Genomic DNA, 16,158 nt, shown 5'->3' with positions numbered 1-16,158 from the left:
CACGCCCCAGGAGCCGAAATCCCAGGCAGATCGGGGAGACGGGGCCGGTTCTGGCACGATTCACTACAACCCAACGGATCGCGGACGCTGGAGGAGCCATGCCCGAGGACGCAACGACAGAGTTCTGGAAGGACCTGAAGCCGCTCGAGAACGCGCAGAAGCCGGACGCGCTGCCCGAGCTCTACCTGTCGAAGGTCGCCACCGACGACGACCGCTACTACGTGCCGTTCACCGAGACCGTCGGCTCCCGCCCGCTGTGGATCAACGTCAAGGACAACTCCTGGTCGGACATCCTGCGCGCGACCAGCGCCGGCCTGGTGAACCGCCACTACCACCCGCACGAGGTGTTCGCCTACACCATCTCCGGGAAGTGGGGTTACCTCGAACGTCCCTGGACGGCCACGGCCGGGGACTTCGTCTACGAGGCGCCCGGCGAGGGCCACACGCTCGTCGCCTACGAGAGCGGCGAGCCGATGAAGACGATGTTCATCGTGAAGGGCCCGCTCATCTGGCTGGACGAGAACGGTGAGGCGGACGGCTACTTCGACGTCCACGACTACATCGCGATGTGCCGCGAGCACTTCGAGAAGGTCGGCCTGGGCGCGGACTTCATCGACCCGCTCTTCCGCTGAGAACGGCGACGGCTCGGCCTCCCCTTGGAGGCCGAGCCGTGACTTATCCCCAGAACGGGGTTCTACTGCTCCCATCCCGGACGGCCGCGCATGCTGGTCACATCCTGTCGCGGCAAGGAAGGAGCGGCCTGATGGCCACGATCACGTTCCCGGTTCCGTCCACCACGACCTCCCGGTTCGCCGTCGCCGCCGAGAACGTCCCGCACGACCTCGCCGATCTGCTCCGCCGAAGCAAGCCCGCGCCCTTCCACGCCCACATCGCCGGACGGCTCGGCTCGCCCCAACTGCAGGTCACCCGCGAAGAGCTCACCTGCCTGCGCTGGGATCCCGGTCTCGTCAAGCCGGCCCGGCCCGAAGACCGCCGGGCCGCGCGCGCCTTCAACGACGCGGCAGAGTTCGCCGTTGTCACCGCCTTCGCACCCGTCACCGACCAGCCCCGGTGCGCACAGGTCGCCCGCTCGGCCGCGAACGCCATCGCGGAAGCCATCGGCGGGATCACGGCCGACCTCGTCACCGGCCACATCCTGGCGCCGTCCCCCACGGAGAGAACGCGCTTCGTGCTCGCCGACCACTGGCTCGGCGACGTCCTGCCGCCATACCGCGCCAACGGCCACTGCACCGCCGCGGAACCCGAACTGGACCCGGAGGGCGTGAACGGCTGCGCCTGCGTCCACCTGCGCACCCGCGGTCTCCGCCGCTTCGGCCTTCCCGAGATCCAGATCAGCGACGTCGCCTGCCCGCACGACCTGGCGGCCCTCAACGTCCTGCGCACCACGGCCCGGCGCCTCCTCACCGACCACTGGACCTGGCTGGCCACCGGCCCAGCCGCCCGAACCCGGACGATCGTCGCCGACCTGCACCTCGCACAGCGCGACTTCAACGACTTCTGGGGAACCTCACGCCGCGTCCGCAGCACACCCCCTGCCCCGTTCGGAGTGCACCTCTCCCTAATAACTCCACGCCTACTAGCCGTCGCCCCACCCACAGACTTCGACGGCACAATCAACGACTGGCTGTGGGGCGACACACTTCCCCTGGGCATGCACGACCTACTGGAATCCCCCGCAGACCCTTTCCCAACCGCCGCCTAACCACCACACCCCGCCCCCACGCCCACGCCCACCCCCACGCCCACGCCCACGCCCACGCCCACGCCCACGCCCACCAGCAACCCACAGACCTGCCCCTTCACCAAACCCCAGCCCAAATGACAGTTCCCACATGGTCGCCGCCCAGCACACCACGAGAGGAACTGAACGCCCGCATGCCAAACTAGGAAACTCGAGCGAAGGCACCCAAGCCCGCACAGCTAGGCACCGCCCAACTACCCACTCGAGTTCCGCGCCCACCTGGACGCGGGGCGAGCCAAGGCACCCCTCCAGAGCCGGGCACACGGGCATTGCCAACGCAAACCCCAGCATGGGACCAGCAAGCGCATGAGCCTGTCAGCGCAGGACCGCGGGCTCGGCCACGCGGCCCACAACTCGGAGCCAACCAAAGCGCGCCGCCCAGCAAGCATGTCCCTCAAGCGCGGATCCAGCTCGACTCGGAAACAGGCCAGCCCAGAGGCGGATCGGCGCAAGGCCAACCGGGGCAGCCCACAACGCAAGGCACAGCAACCGCGGCGCAAGTCGGCGCAGCCCTAGCCGCACAGATCCCAGAACGGAGTCAACCAACGAGCCCTAACGCCAACGTGACCCTCCGAACCCAGGCCCAACCGACACGAATCCGGGCCAACGCAAGGACAGGCCAACACAGAACAAGCCGGCAGGGCCCCCAACCGCGCAACCCCCGCACGACCCAGCCAGTGAGCTCCCATCACTGAGCCCAGCCATCGTGGCCTTCAGCGCGGCCTCTGCCCACACAGGGACCGGCCAGCTCGGGGATGAGCCTCTGCAGGCGCAAACAAAGTCGACACAGGCTCATCCGCGCAGCCCCCAACTCGGAGCCAACCGGCACGGCCTCAGGGCGAGACTAGCTCCAGCGTGCCCCTCAGGCGCGAACCAGCCGATAGTGGAGAAGGCCAACGCGGGGCCGGTCCGCGCGGCCCAGCAAGGGCAGCCCCAATACCGAGCCAACTTGCACGGGCCCGGCGTGGAACGGCGGGCGTCGACCGGTTCCGCTCGGCCGCCGCGTTCGCCTCCTAGTGTGGCGTCGCGCCGCTGGATGCCTCCTCCAGAGACGTCTAACGGCATCCGCTGTCGTGGGCCGGTGACCGCCAGTTCAACTGCGTCCTGCACATCATGGCCATCATTCAAATCCGCCGCCATACCGCTGGGCGTGGCTTCTACCAGCGCAAACGCGCCGAGGGCAAGAGCCGCAAAGAAGCCCTGCGCAGCCTGAAACGACGGCTCTGTGGCGTCGTTTCCCCGGCGATGATCAAAGACACGGATACCTCTCTGCTCACCGCCGCCTGACACAGGGAAGTGCCGTCAGCTGGACACTCCCGCGCAGCTCCCCCGTACTCGGTCGACCAACACGAACCTAAGGTCAGCCCTCAAGCACGTGGTCCAGATGGCGCGGAGGAAAGCCGGGGCGGGCGCAGCCAGCCAGCGCGGCCCGACCAGCGCGGCCCAACCAGCGCGGAGGCCGACCAGCGTGACCGTCAAGCACAGTCCTCAGGCGCGGGTCCAGTTGGCAGAGGAACGTCGGTGTGGGGCTTGGCTGGCGGGAGGTCGGGCGGCTCCGAGGGGCGGTGACGCCGAGTGAGACTTGCAACACCTGGTCGCTAACCCGGGTCGTGCGTCGTTGGGGCTCTAAGGCTGGTCGGCGTTTGCGGTTGCGCGTGCCCTCCGTCGTTGGGACGTCTCTCCAATGGTGCGTCTTCGGTAAATCCGCTGGAAGCGGGACTGATTCCTCGGTTGGCTTTCCCCTCTCCGGCTGCGCGGGTCGATGCGATGAGCCGGGGGACAATATCGGGTTTTTCGGATATGCCAGTCATTTCGCCAGAGGGATCACTGGATCGACTCCGAATGATCTTCCATTCGACTGCGCGCATTACTCAACGCTCCGTAGCCGGAGTGACTACGATCGGCATTCTCACGGTGACCGACGCGATCCCCCGGGGCGAAGATGAACCGTTTCCTCACACAACCCATACCTGCCTCAATGATCAGCGACTTGATTCGCTGTACCAGCGGGGTCTTGGGTTATACGGCCTTGGCCGGCGCCCTCTCCATCGGCTTGGCCACCCCTGCGGATGCGGTCACCCCCGCCTCGCCCGAGCCGCGCAGGTCGATACCACCGATCTGCCGGCACGCCGTGATCTCCGGCGACAGGCACAGCGCCCACAAGTGCAGGGAGGCATGGCTGGCGATGTACGAGAGGTCTCGCAGGCGGTCAGGACGCGGCCGGGAATTCACTCGCAGAGGCGACCGATTCGACTGGAAGTTCAAGGTCAAACGATGGCCGCCATCGGCGGGACAACCCAAGGAGCCCGCCCCCCGGCCGACCGTGCCGGACGCTCCGAGCACCCCTCGCCCCACGCCTGAACGGCCGACGCCCGCACCCCCACCCGTTTCCTCGCCGACACCGACGCCCACCGGAGCCCAGGCACGGGACCTTGACTCGCGCCCGTCCGCGCTGCAGCCGGTTCTGCTCCTCGGCCTCCTCATTCCCGCGGCCGCGGCGATCTGCTACCCGTTCCGGCACCGCATCTATGCCGCCGCCGGCCTGCCCGCGTTCTCCACGGCCACGGCCACGACCACGGCGGCACCACCCGCCCGGCTCACCTATCACCCTGTGGCCGACCCGTTCGCCGCTCCGGTCACAGGACTGACGGGCCCGGGCGCCGTTTCCGCCGCGCGGGCACTGGCCCTGACAGCCATCGACGAGCAAAGCGAAAGCTCACTTGTCGTCGTTCCGCGACCCGACGCCACCCTCCTTTTCGGACTCGGCGAGGACGAACTCCTCGACGACGACACCGCCGGCCTCTTCATTCCCGGCAACCTGGACGCCGCCCTGGCCTATCTGGAGACAGAACTCGCGATCCGCAAGAACACGGGCGCCGAACAGGGGCGACGTCTCCTTCTGGTGGCCGATTGCACGGAAGAGACGGAGCGGATCGAGACGCTCCTCGGTCGCCACCCCGGCGGCGTCGCCGCGATCCTCACCGGCGCCTGGACGGGAGATCGGGCCATCGTCGATGACGATGGCCTGGTCGATGCACCTTCAAGCCTCGCCTCCGCGCTCCCCGAGCGCATCCCTGCCGTCTCCCGTACCGAAGCGCGTGACCGTCTCCTAGCGGCTCTGGCCCGCCAACGGCAGGACCAGAAAACCGGCTCAAAACGTCGTTCCACCCAACGCCGCCCCTGACCACCCATATCCAACCTGCTCGCTTCTCAGAAGCACCAATTGGTCGGGTAGGAGCCGAACCGGCCGACGTCCAGCCGACTTACGAGCATCCGGGCCCGCTCTCTGGCACGGGACGAAGGCGGTCAGTTGGGTTGTAGGAGTTAGCCATGCCGCGAGGAGGGCTCTCGGTGGACGGGTGCAGGGGTGGGATCTCGTGTAGGGGCGTGACTCGCAGCTCCCCTCACGACGCTTACCTGGTGACACACGTCCACCTGGTGACACACGCCTCTAGTTGGGCGGTGAGCCTTGCACGGCGTCGCTTCACGCTATGCACGTTCAGGTCCGCCTTGGCCTCGGTGGACCGGGTGGACTGGATACCTCCGCCGTAACTGACGCTCACTTCGAGACGCGCCGGGGTCTCTATTTGGGGTCCCGGCGCAGTGCCCGCTTGGTTCCTCGCGCCCGAGCGAGCACAACGGTGGTTCACCAGTGTCGGCTGAGGTGCGCTTCGGGTGCTGCAGGGCCCGCGTTTGGCTGAGGCACGCTTCGAGGCATTCGCTAGGACGGTGTCCGTTCTTGCCTTGTGATTTCGGCCCTGACGGCAGTGAGGCCCCGGATCGCGCGGCTGAGGGAGGCGATGTCCGGCGGCTGGTCGGCGTCTCGGTCCAGGTAGGCGGTGCATCGGAGCATCCAGCCACGGACGACGTCCTCCAACCTCGTCTCGGACCGTCGCGTCCGTTTCAGGGCCGTTTCGCGTTTCTCCTCGGCGACCCGCCGTACCAGGATCTCGTCCGCGCCGAGGGCGCGGACGTCGGCCAGCGAGTAGCGTCCGAGCTGGTCCGTCGCGAGGTCGCGCTCGGTGGCGATGCGCTCGAACGTCTTCCTGGGCCAGGACAGGATCGTCGCGGCTCCGCCGGCGTCGACGGTGTCGGTCAGCGGGCCCTTCCGGGCCGACACGACCGAACGCACGGCGTCGGAATCGAGCCGGTCGAGGTCTCGCAGGAGGTAGACCGGGTGGCCGCGGAAGGTGCTGATGACGGCGAGGTCTCCCTGCGCGGCGAGCACCTCGATGTCCCGCCGCTCGACGTCGAGCCCCAGTCGCGCGGCCAGCCTGGCGGCCGCACGGGCGGATCCGATCGGCGCCTCATCGCCGAATCTGGCGATGACCTGCTCGCCGCGTCCGCGGCACTCCTCGGCGAGGTTCGCGGACCATCGCTCCCCGTCGAGATCGGGTTCCGGGAGTATTCCGTGCTCCACGCCGACGCGCATCTGCCACCGGGAGAGCCCCAGGCGGGTGGCGAACTGGTGGGCGCCGAATTGACCACGAACGATCTGTGCAGGCATTGTCGTGCCTTTCTTGCGACGGCGGGACGTTGACGCGATCAGCCTCGCCGACACGGTGCGCCAATAGCACTAGAATGTGGTTCTGTGGATAATCTGACGTGTGATTTGTCCATTTTGCGGGTTGTGGGGGGAATGCGGTGGGTCAAACTTTGAGCATGAACGCGATTCATCGGCTCGGGATCGGGTTGGCCGCGCTCGGGCGTCCGGCGTACATCAACGTCGGCCGGGCGGACGAAATGCCACCCGGCCGGAGCGTGGAGCAGATGCGCGAAGCGACCTGGGACGTTCTCGATACGGCCTACGCCAGGGGTGTCCGCTGGGTGGACGCGGCGCGGTCCTATGGCAGGGCGGAAGAGTTCCTCGGCGGGTGGCTCACCTCGCGCCGCCCGGCGGACGTGACGGTGTCGAGCAAGTGGGGATACACCTACGTCGGTGAGTGGAAGACCGACGCGCCGGTGCATGAGGTGAAGGAGCACAGTCTCGGCCGTTACCGGACTCAGTACGAGGAGTCTCGTGCTCTCCTCGATGGTTATCTGTCCGTTTATCAGGTGCATTCGCTCACTGAAGAAAGCCCCTTGTTCCAGGATGTGGGCCTTCAGGCGGCTGTTGCAGAAGCGGCCGCAGATGGTGTTCGCGTCGGCTTCTCTACCTCGGGGCCTGGGCAGGCCGACACGATCCGTCGCGCGGTGGCGCTCGAAGTGTCCGGACAGCGTCTGTTCAGCACCGTTCAATCGACGTGGAACGTCCTAGAGACCTCGGCAGAGGAAGCCCTACGGGAAGCGCACGATGCGGGCATGCATGTGCTGCTCAAGGAGGTTCTCGCCAACGGGCGGCTCGCCACACAGCCGCCCGCGGGCATGCAGAACGTGGCGGCCAGGAACCTCGTCCAGCCGGATGCTCTGGCCCTTGCCGCGGCCCTGAGCCGACCGTGGGCGGACACGGTCCTGATCGGCGCGGTCAGCACCGCACAGTTGGGCGCCAACCTGGTCGCGGCAGAAGTGTCGCTTGATGAGGAGGACCTCGAAGCGCTGGCCGACCTGAGCGTCGCACCGGAGGTCTATTGGGCCGAACGGAGCGTCCTCCCCTGGTCGTGACGCCCTGTTCGGCCGGACGCGCGGCGAGGGCATGGGACGATTGAGCACGCCCCAGCATGATCGGATGCCCATGCAGCCAGAGCTACCGGAAAAGATCGGCCCGTACCGTCTCGTCGCGCGGCTGGGCTCCGGTGGGATGGGCGAGGTGTTCCTCGGGGCGTCGCCGAGCAGACGGCTCGTGGCGGTGAAGGTGATCCGGCCGGAACTTCTGGACGACCCCAGGTGGAGGGCGAGATTCCGCCGAGAAGTGACCTCGGCGCAGTCGGTCAGCGGCTTCTACACGGCGCCCGTCGTCGACGCCGATCCTGACGCGGACCAGCCGTGGCTGGCGACGCAGTACATCCGGGGCGTGAGCCTCTCCAGTTTCGTCCAGGAGAAGGGGCCGCTCCGGGAACAGGCGGCCTGCCGGCTGGGCGCGGGGCTCGCCGAGGCCCTCATCGCGATCCATCGAGCGGGCATCGTCCATAGGGATCTGAAGCCATCGAACGTCCTGCTGGCCTCGGACGGGCCGAGGGTCATCGACTTCGGCATCGCGCGGCCACTCGATGCGCTGCCCCTGTCGAAGACGGAGATCTTGGGGACGCCGGCCTACATGTCACCGGAGCAGGCGCTAGGCGATCCCGTCGCGCCACAGAGCGATGTGTTCTCTCTCGGCTCGACGTTCGTGTACGCGGCCACCGGTGCGGCGCCGTTCGGGACGGGCCACAAGGTGCGCGCACGGATCGTCCATGGTGAGGCAGACCTCGCCCGGTTGCCCGACCCCATGCGCGGGCTGGTGACACGCTGCCTGCTGAAGGATCCTGCAGAGCGTCCTTCACCGGAGCAGGTCCTGGTCGCGCTGTCCACGCTCCTGGACGCCCACTACGGCGAGGAATGGCCGCCCGCCGACGTCGAGCAGTTGATCGGCGTGCAGGAACGAACGCTCGTAGAAATCACGTCCGAGCTTCCGACGCTCCGCGAACCACACCCGTAGCGGCTCAGGACAGGCCTTCCGCCAGCGCGTCCCAGAAGGCGGTCTCATACGCGTGCAGGAGACGTGCGGCGCGGACGGCCTCTTCCGGGTCGTCGCCGGAGGCGAGACCGGACGCGATGACGTCCATGGCCTGCTCCTCGAAACCGGGCGGCGATTCCGCGAAGAAGGTGAAGAAACCGACGTCCGCCTTGCTGAAGCCGTAGTGGGTGCAGAGGGCCTCCGCGATACGGAAGCAGTAGGAGCCCCACTCCTCCAGGTTGGCCAGCATGGCGAGGGCGACCTCGCTCGCGGTTCCGAACGCGGCCCTCTGCGCGAGGTAGGCCGGATAGACCTGCGCGAATGGCTTCGGCTCGTAGGTTCTGAGATTCTCGTCACTCTCGCCGAGCGCGGCGGCGAAGTCGCCGAGGAGAGCCAGCGCCTGTCCCTCGCCTTGCGCGAGCCCGAGGAACAGCTCGCCGGACGGCGCTTCGGGGAACCGTGCCGCCAGCAGCGCGAAGCTGCGCCGGTCGCTGCTGACGATCCGGTACTCCTCTGCGGCCAGCCAGACCAGGCGTTCCCTGGGCATCCCACCTGATTCCAGCAGCTCGACGAAACGGTTCTGGCTCGTCGCGTCCGCGATCTCCTGGCGGGCGCGGGCGGCGAGCCCCGTGGCGCGGTGACGGGTCATGCCACCACCGGAGCACCCGCGCGTGCCCGAAGTCAACGAGGCGGCCGCTGAAAAGCGCCGGTGATCACGCGGATACGATGATGAACGGAACGTCTACGCAGGTGTGGGACGCAGTTGGGAGTGAGGGCGCATGTCGGATTTCGAGCTGGGTCACGCGGGCGGCCGGATGCCTCTGGAGGTGACCGAGTCGACCGAGGGCCCCTCGGGACTGGTCGTGGGCAGCCTCCTCAAGGAGACCGGCCACGTCACGCTCGACCCCGGCTTCACCAACACGGCGTCCACCACCTCGGCGATCACCTACATCGACGGTGAGGCGGGCATCCTGCGCTACCGGGGCTACCCCATCGAGGAGCTTGCGGAGAAGTCGTCCTTCCTTGAGGTCGCCTACCTGCTCATCTACGGCGAGTTGCCCACGCCCGACCAGCTGAGCGAGTTCACCGACCAGGTCCGCATCCACACCCTGCTGGACGAGAAGTTCCGCGCGTTCTTCTCGGCGTTCCCGCGCAGGGCGCATCCCATGGCGGTCCTGTCGTCGGCGGTCAGCGCGCTGTCGACGTTCTACCAGGACAGTCTGGATCCGTTCGATCCCGAGCAGGTCAACCAGTCGAGTATCCGGCTCATCGCCAAGCTGCCCACCATCGCGGCCTACGCGTACAAGACCTCCAACGGCCAGCCGCTTCTGTACCCGGACAACTCTCTCGGGTACATCGAGAACTTCCTGCGCATGACCTTCGGGCTCCCGACGCAGCCGTACGAGATCGATCCCGAGATCGTGCGCGTCCTGGACATGCTGTTCGTCCTGCATGCCGACCATGAGCAGAACTGCTCGACGTCCACCGTGCGGCTGGTCGGGTCCAGCCAGGCGAACCTTTTCTCCTCGGTGTCCGCAGGCGTGGACGCGCTGTTCGGCCCGCTGCACGGCGGCGCCAACCAGGCCGTGCTGGAGATGCTGGAGCGCATCCACGAGAGCGGCGACGACATCGACGCGTTCGTCGAGCGCGTCAAGCGCAAGGAGCCCGGCGTCAAGCTGATGGGTTTCGGGCACCGCGTCTACCGCAACTACGACCCGCGCGCCGCGGTCGTGAAGAAGGCCACGGGCCGGGTCCTGGACGCCCTCGGCAAATCCGACCCGCTGCTGGACCTCGCCATGCGGCTGGAGGAGGTCGCGCTGAGCGACGACTACTTCGTCGAGCGCAAGCTCTACCCGAACGTGGACTTCTACACCGGCGTCATCTACAAGGCGATGGGGTTCCCGACCAACGCGTTCACCGTCCTGTTCGCGCTCGGACGGCTGCCCGGCTGGATCGCCCAGTGGCGCGAGATGATGAACGACCCGTCCACCAAGATCGGGCGTCCGCGCCAGGTGTACGTGGGGCCGGGAGAGCGTCACTACGTGGAGGCGTCGGCCCGCTAGGAGACCATCGGCTGGAGCCCACCGGCGAACAGGGCCCGCTCTACACCGGTTCTCACCAGAGCCGTTCCATCTCGCCTCGTGCAGGGCGAGCGGGTTCGCATGCCCGTCTGCTCTGGCCAGCGTTCTGCGGTGTGCGGGGTTAGCCTGAGAGCTGCGACTCCCCAGCGGAAGGCGGCTCCCACATATGCCCTCCCTTGTCGAGCAGAAGCTGTCGAGCCTGGATTTCTGGGCGAAACCCCAAGCCGAGCGGGACGAGTTCTTCACCGAACTCCGGGGAGAGGACAGGCCCGTGTTCTGTCCCCTGCCGAACGAGCCCGGGTTCTACGCGCTCACCCGGCACGAGCAGGTGGCCGAGGCGAGCCGCAAGCCGGAGGTGTTCAGCTCCGCGCCCACCGCCGTGGCGCTGGTCGATCCGCCGCCGGGGCTCGACGAGTACATGGGCTCCATGATCAGCATGGACGATCCGCGGCACGCCAGGCTCCGGCGGATCGTCTCCCGCTCCTTCACACCGCGGCTGGTCGAACGGGTCACCGGAGACGTCGCGGCCCTTGCGCGCCGCATCGTGGACGAGCTGGCCGAGCGCGGTCCGTGCGACTTCGTGGAGCATGTCGCCATGCCGATGCCCCTGCGGATCATCTGCTCGATGATGGGCATCCCCGAATCGGCGTACGACGACGTCATCGACGCCACGAACGTCATCCTGTCCGTCCTGGATCCGGACTACGTCAGCGAGGACGGCCGGGACCGTCCGACGGTGCTCGCGGAGAAGTTCTCCTACCTGCACGAGCTCATGGCGGACCTCGGGCGCCTGCGCCGCGAGAAGCCGACCAACGACCTGGTCACCGCGCTGACGAGCGCGAACATGGACGGTGAGGCGCTCAGCGACCGCGACCTCGGGAGGTTCTTCTCGCTGCTCGTCATCGCCGGCAACGAGACGACGCGCAACGCGCTGTCGCATGCCGTCGTCCTGCTCACCGAGCACGCCGCCCAGAAGGACGTCCTCGTCGCGGACCTGGACGGACACCTGCCCAGCGCCGTCGAGGAGATCGTCCGCTACGCCTCGCCGGTGACGTGGATGCGCCGCACTCTGTCTCGTGACTACGAACTGCAGGGCCACCTCTACCGTTCCGGTGACCGCGTGGTCCTCTACTACAACTCGGCCAACCGGGACGAGAACGTGTTCGAGGATCCCCACCGATTCGACATCACGCGCTCCCCCAACCCGCATGTGGGTTTCGGGTCCCCCGGACCGCATTTCTGCCTCGGCGCGCACCTCGCCCGCCGCGAGGTCACGGTGCTACTGCGCGAGCTGTATGCGCGTCTTCCGAACCTGCACGCCACGGACGCGCCGGTCAGGCAACGCAGCAGCTTCATCAACGGGATCAAGGCCCTCCCCTGCGCATTCTGACCGCCTTTATCCAGACATATCCGGCAGTTCGTTGGGAGTTATCCACAGGAAGCGATTTCTGTTCCACCGCTCGTGAATCTCCTCGAAGCTGGGTCGCACCAGCCGGTTCGAGCCCCCGAGGAGAGCGCCATGCACGTCACGATCACCGTTCCCGACGAGACGACCGCCGGCTTCGTCATCGCCACCGACCGGGACCCCGGCGACCTTCCGGCGGCGATCCGGCAGCGGCTCCCCGGGGCGTTCGCCGCGGCGGTGTCGGTCCGCCTCGGCAGCCCGCGGCTGATGGTCACCTGCCATCGCGCCGCGGACTCGCCCTGGGATCTGTGCGACGTGCGAGGAGCCGACGCGGACGACGCCGACCGGGTCCGGCAGGCCAGGCGCCACATCGGGGTCACGTCCGTCCTGCCGGTCAGCGACCTCCCGTCGGGGCCGCACCTCGCGCGCGCCACCGCCATGGCCGTCGCCGAGTCGCTCAGCGGCGTCCCCGTGGACGTCGCGTCCAACGAGGTCGTGCCCGTCGCGACGTTCGGACGCTTCGACGAGTTCGTCCTCGCCGACCACTGGCTCGGCGCGTCGCTGCCGCCGTACCGGAACTCCGGCGGCTGCACGGCCGCGGAGGACGACATCGACGGCTGCGCCTGCGTCGACCTCGCCACCCGCGGCCTGCACCGGTTCGGGCTGCCCGAACTGGAGATCACCGGCGTCGCCTGCCCGCATGACCTGGCCGCGCTCAACGTCCTCCGGACGACCGCGCAGCGGCTGCTGCCCCTGGGCAGGCACCCGGGCGAGCACACCGTGCCCGCCGAGCTGATGCTCACGAGCGCCGACTTCGCGGCGTACTGGGGGAACCGCGACCCGATGTGGGACGACGGGCCCCTCTCCATACGCCTGACGGAGACGGCTCCCAGCCGCCTGGCGATCCGGCCGCCGGCCGACTTCCCCGGCACGCTCAACGAGTGGCTCTGGGACGAACTTCCACCCGTTCTGCACGAGGTTCTCAGCTGCGAACCCGACCATCTCGCCGCCACCTGACATCGCCGGTCCGGGGGCTTCACCGGCTCCGCGCGAGGCCGTTCGTCCGTCAATTCGGCCGCGTCGGCGGAAACGGCGCAGTTCAGCCTACATAGCGCTGATTTATGGCTAAATGTGATGGTCCCTACGCGTTCATGAGATGTCAATCTCGACCTTGCAGGACGCGATGGCCGGCCACCCGCGCCACACAGCTCCCCAAGTACGTGTGCGCCCCCGCTCCCCCGGTCCGTCGTCGTGTCGGCCGCCGCCCCGCCCCCGCGGGGCGGCCTCACCCCCGCCCTGATGGAGGCATGCGGCTGTGAAACGCAGACATCATCTTCTGGTGACCACGGTGGTCACCGCGCTCGCGGTCACGGGCATGGCGGCTCCCGCCATGACGTCCACCGAAAGCGGTCGGGCCCCCAAGCCCGATCCGAAGGCGGCCGCGACGGCGTCGGCGGACGCGCTGATCGCCGGGAACGCCGCCGACCTGTACACCGGGAAGGACGAGAAGTACATCCGCACCCAGGTCGTCGGCACCCCCTGGGACCAGTACTACGTCGCCTACGAGCGCACCTACCGCGGGCTCCCCGTGGTCGGCGGCGACTTCGTGATCGCCACCGACGGGAAGGGCCGCGTCCGCACCCTGTCGGTGGCGCAGAACCAGCAGATCACGGTCGGCACCACCCCGAAGGTCACCGAAGCCGCGGCCGCGGGACACTCTCGCACCGCGCTGACCAAGCCGGACAAGGCCGACCTCAAGCCGCGCCTGGTCGTGCACGCGCTGGCCAAGCCCCGGCTGGCGTGGGAGACGATCGTGTCCGGCCGCGACGGCGACCAGCCGAGCCGGAAGAAGGTCTACATCGACGCGCTGACCGGCAAGCGGTTCGACGCGCAGGAGACCATCCAGGCGGGCACGGGCACCGGCATCTGGGGCGGCCCGAACCTGACCATCGGCACGACCCAGTCCGGCAGCACCTACTCGATGCGCGACCCGAACCGGGCCGGCATGACCTGCGCCGACTTCAGCGGCAACCGGATCTTCACCGGCCCGGACGACGTCTGGGGCAGCACGTCCAAGACCGACAAGGAATCCGGCTGCGTGGACGTCATGTACTCGTCCGCCGGTTTCTGGGACGTGCTGAAGTCCTTCGGGCGCACCGGCCTGCGGAACAACCAGTGGGCCCCGGCAAGGGTCGGCCTCAACGCCGTCAACGCCTACTGGAACGGCACCGACTCCCAGTTCGGCCACAACCAGCGCAACCAGTGGCTCACCTCGACCGACGTGGTGGCCCACGAGTTCGGTCACGGGCTCGACAACTTCACCCCCGGCGGCATGTCCGGCGGCGGCACCCAGGAGTTCGTCGGCGACGTGTGGGGCGCGGTCGTCGAGCACGCCCTCAACAACCCGAACGACACCCCCGACTACACCGTCGGTGAGCTGGTCGACCTGGTCGGCCGCGGCCCGATCCGCAACATGTACAACCCGTCGCAGGTCAACAACGACCCGAACTGCTACTCGGCCTCCGTACCGCGGATGGAGGTGCACAAGGCGGCCGGCCCCGGCAACCACTGGTTCTACCTGCTCGCCGAGGGCTCCCAGCCGGGCGGCGGCAAGCCGACCAGCCCGGTCTGCCAGGGCGGCCAGGTGACGGGCATCGGCGTCATGGAGGCCGCGAAGATCTTCTACAACGCGATGATGCTGAAGACGTCCGGCACCAGCTACGGCCGGTACCGGGTGCTGACCCTCACCGCCGCGAAGAACCTCGACGCGACCTGCCAGTCGTACAACAAGGTCAAGGCGGCCTGGGACGCCGTGCAGCTGGGCGCGCAGTCCGGTGAGCCGACCTGCACCGCCGGCGCGAACAACACCGCCGCCTACACGGTCGGGGGCGGCAGCCACCCAAAAGCGGCGGCGCCTGACATCAACGTCGAGAGCGTCAAGGCTCATTTGCAGCAGTTCCAGACCATCGCCAGCAGCAACGGCGGCAACCGCCGCGCCACCGGCCCCGGCTACACCGCATCGGTGTCCTACATCGAGCAGAAGCTGAAGGCCGCCGGGTTCACCGTGGCCCGCCAGGCCTGCGCGTCCGGATGCAGCGGTGGTGCCGGGCCGAACCTGATCGCCGACTGGCCCGGCGGGAACGAGAACAACGTCTACATGTTCGGCGCCCACCTCGACAGCGTCGCCGCGGGTCCCGGCATCAACGACAACGGCACCGGTTCCGCGGCCCAGCTGGAGGTCGCGCTGCAGCTCGCCCAGTCCAAGCCCACCATGCTGAACCACGTCCGGTTCGCCTGGTGGACGGACGAGGAACAGGGCCTGCGCGGCTCGAAGTTCTACGTGAGCCGCCTGGCGGCCGCCGACCGGGCGAAGATCAAGGGCTATTTCAACTTCGACATGGTCGGCTCGCCGAACCCGGGCTACTTCATCGACAACATCAACTCGCCGCTGGCGAAGAACCTGAAGGAGCACTTCGACTCGATCAACGTGCCGACGGAGGAGGTCGCCGAGTGCTGCAGTGACGACGGGTCGTTCCGCGACGCCGGGATCGCCACGACGTTCCTGTTCACGGGAGCTCCGGCACGCAAGACCGCGGCTCAGGCGCAGAAGTGGGGCGGCACCGCGAACCAGGCGTTCGACCGGTGCTACCACCAGGCCTGCGACAGCTACCCCGCCAACGTCAACACGACCGCACTCGACCGCTGTTCCGACGCGATCGCTTACGCCCTCTGGAAAGTCGCCGTAGGCGCCCAGCCGGCCAAGCGATTGTGACCGCCGGGACCGGCGACGCCGGTCCCTAGACGGCTGAACCATCAGCCGTCGGCACAGCCAGAGCGTGCCCGGTCCGGCCTTTCTCCACAGGGGGTAGGGAGGCTGGGCCGGACACGCTCGCCAGAACACCACACCGAACCACCGAAGTTCTTCACCGAGTGAGGCGAAGGACGGACCGTCACATTGACGAGCACGCCTGGGCCGGAGAGCCCAAGCCCGAGGCCGGCGGCTCCCGAAGACAGCGCCTTCTCTAGCTCGCGCCCCTAAGGCCCGAACTTCCCCGCCCCCGTGCTCCCTTTCCCCGCCACCGTCCGGCCCGCCGCCTCCCGACCCACCGCAAACTGTTGTCTCCAGGTCGGTCGGGCATCGTGTGCCAGCCGTGGCTTGCTTGGTCGGTCGTCGATGCTCTGTGGGCTCTTGGTTGCGTCCACGGAGGTGGTGTACGAGTTTCCGCAGGTGAAGAGCGTGGCGTCGTGACGTGAGACGGCCACCGCGTAGATCCTTCGAGATGGATGATCAAGAACGAAGGAGAGGAACGCGGTGGCC

The 16,158-nt window shown here is 68.1% G+C and carries 13 protein-coding genes; 10 read left to right on the top strand and 3 right to left on the bottom strand.

The window, feature by feature from the left end; genetic code table 11:
• The first annotated feature begins 98 nt into the window (after window positions 1–98).
• The 4 genes from ACH34S_RS40880 to ACH34S_RS40865 all read left to right on the top strand — a co-directional run bounded on the left by ACH34S_RS40880 (window position 99) and on the right by ACH34S_RS40865 (window position 4,946).
• Window positions 99–632: a 2,4'-dihydroxyacetophenone dioxygenase family protein gene (locus ACH34S_RS40880; protein WP_395958315.1), complete on the top strand. Its 534-nt coding sequence runs from the start codon at window positions 99–101 to the stop codon at window positions 630–632.
• Between the two features lie 131 nt (window positions 633–763).
• The gene (locus tag ACH34S_RS40875) at window positions 764–1,723 is read left to right on the top strand and encodes a hypothetical protein (RefSeq protein ID WP_395958314.1); all 960 of its coding nucleotides are present in this window, start codon (window positions 764–766) and stop codon (window positions 1,721–1,723) included.
• A gap of 1,152 nt (window positions 1,724–2,875) precedes the next feature.
• A complete protein-coding gene (locus tag ACH34S_RS40870) occupies window positions 2,876–3,049 on the top strand; it encodes a hypothetical protein (RefSeq protein WP_395958313.1) in 174 nt (57 codons plus the stop codon).
• Between the two features lie 691 nt (window positions 3,050–3,740).
• On the top strand, window positions 3,741–4,946 hold the full coding sequence (locus ACH34S_RS40865; RefSeq protein WP_395958312.1) for a hypothetical protein: 1,206 nt from the start codon (window positions 3,741–3,743) through the stop codon (window positions 4,944–4,946).
• 537 nt (window positions 4,947–5,483) lie between these two features.
• Here ACH34S_RS40865 and ACH34S_RS40860 read toward each other — a convergent pair.
• A complete protein-coding gene (locus tag ACH34S_RS40860; RefSeq protein WP_395958311.1) occupies window positions 5,484–6,269 on the bottom strand; it encodes a hypothetical protein in 786 nt (261 codons plus the stop codon).
• Window positions 6,270–6,424: 155 nt separating this feature from the next.
• On the opposite strand from ACH34S_RS40860, the gene ACH34S_RS40855 reads away from it, so the two are divergent.
• Both ACH34S_RS40855 and ACH34S_RS40850 read left to right on the top strand, forming a co-directional pair.
• The gene (locus ACH34S_RS40855) at window positions 6,425–7,363 is read left to right on the top strand and encodes an aldo/keto reductase (RefSeq protein WP_395958310.1); all 939 of its coding nucleotides are present in this window, start codon (window positions 6,425–6,427) and stop codon (window positions 7,361–7,363) included.
• 64 nt (window positions 7,364–7,427) lie between these two features.
• Entirely contained in the window at window positions 7,428–8,336 is a 909-nt protein-coding gene (locus ACH34S_RS40850) for a serine/threonine-protein kinase (protein WP_395958309.1), read from the top strand.
• Window positions 8,337–8,340: 4 nt separating this feature from the next.
• On the opposite strand, the gene ACH34S_RS40845 is transcribed toward ACH34S_RS40850, so the two are convergent.
• Window positions 8,341–9,003, bottom strand: a complete 663-nt coding sequence (locus ACH34S_RS40845) for a hypothetical protein (RefSeq protein ID WP_395958308.1) — start codon at window positions 9,001–9,003, stop codon at window positions 8,341–8,343.
• Between the two features lie 130 nt (window positions 9,004–9,133).
• Between ACH34S_RS40845 and ACH34S_RS40840 the strand changes: the two genes are divergently transcribed.
• The 4 genes from ACH34S_RS40840 (at window position 9,134) to ACH34S_RS40825 (ending at window position 15,612) form a co-directional block, all read left to right on the top strand.
• Window positions 9,134–10,417: a citrate synthase gene (locus ACH34S_RS40840; RefSeq protein ID WP_395958307.1), complete on the top strand. Its 1,284-nt coding sequence runs from the start codon at window positions 9,134–9,136 to the stop codon at window positions 10,415–10,417.
• Between the two features lie 184 nt (window positions 10,418–10,601).
• Window positions 10,602–11,825, top strand: a complete 1,224-nt coding sequence (locus tag ACH34S_RS40835; protein WP_395958306.1) for a cytochrome P450 — start codon at window positions 10,602–10,604, stop codon at window positions 11,823–11,825.
• A 129-nt stretch (window positions 11,826–11,954) separates the two neighbouring features.
• Window positions 11,955–12,857 carry a hypothetical protein gene (locus ACH34S_RS40830; protein WP_395958305.1) on the top strand — a complete coding sequence of 301 codons (903 nt, stop codon included), beginning with the start codon at window positions 11,955–11,957 and terminating at the stop codon, window positions 12,855–12,857.
• 322 nt (window positions 12,858–13,179) lie between these two features.
• Window positions 13,180–15,612, top strand: a complete 2,433-nt coding sequence (locus tag ACH34S_RS40825) for a M28 family peptidase (RefSeq protein ID WP_395958304.1) — start codon at window positions 13,180–13,182, stop codon at window positions 15,610–15,612.
• Window positions 15,613–15,875: 263 nt separating this feature from the next.
• On the opposite strand, the gene ACH34S_RS40820 is transcribed toward ACH34S_RS40825, so the two are convergent.
• Window positions 15,876–16,158: hypothetical protein (locus tag ACH34S_RS40820; protein WP_395958303.1), on the bottom strand; the 283-nt coding region annotated here is incomplete at its 5' end.

The sequence above is a fragment of the Actinomadura sp. 3N508 genome (assembly GCF_044326375.1).
Lineage (GTDB): Bacteria > Actinomycetota > Actinomycetes > Streptosporangiales > Streptosporangiaceae > Spirillospora.
The sequence above is the reverse complement of the archived record's forward strand: the minus strand, read 5'-3'. Positions and strand labels throughout refer to the sequence as shown.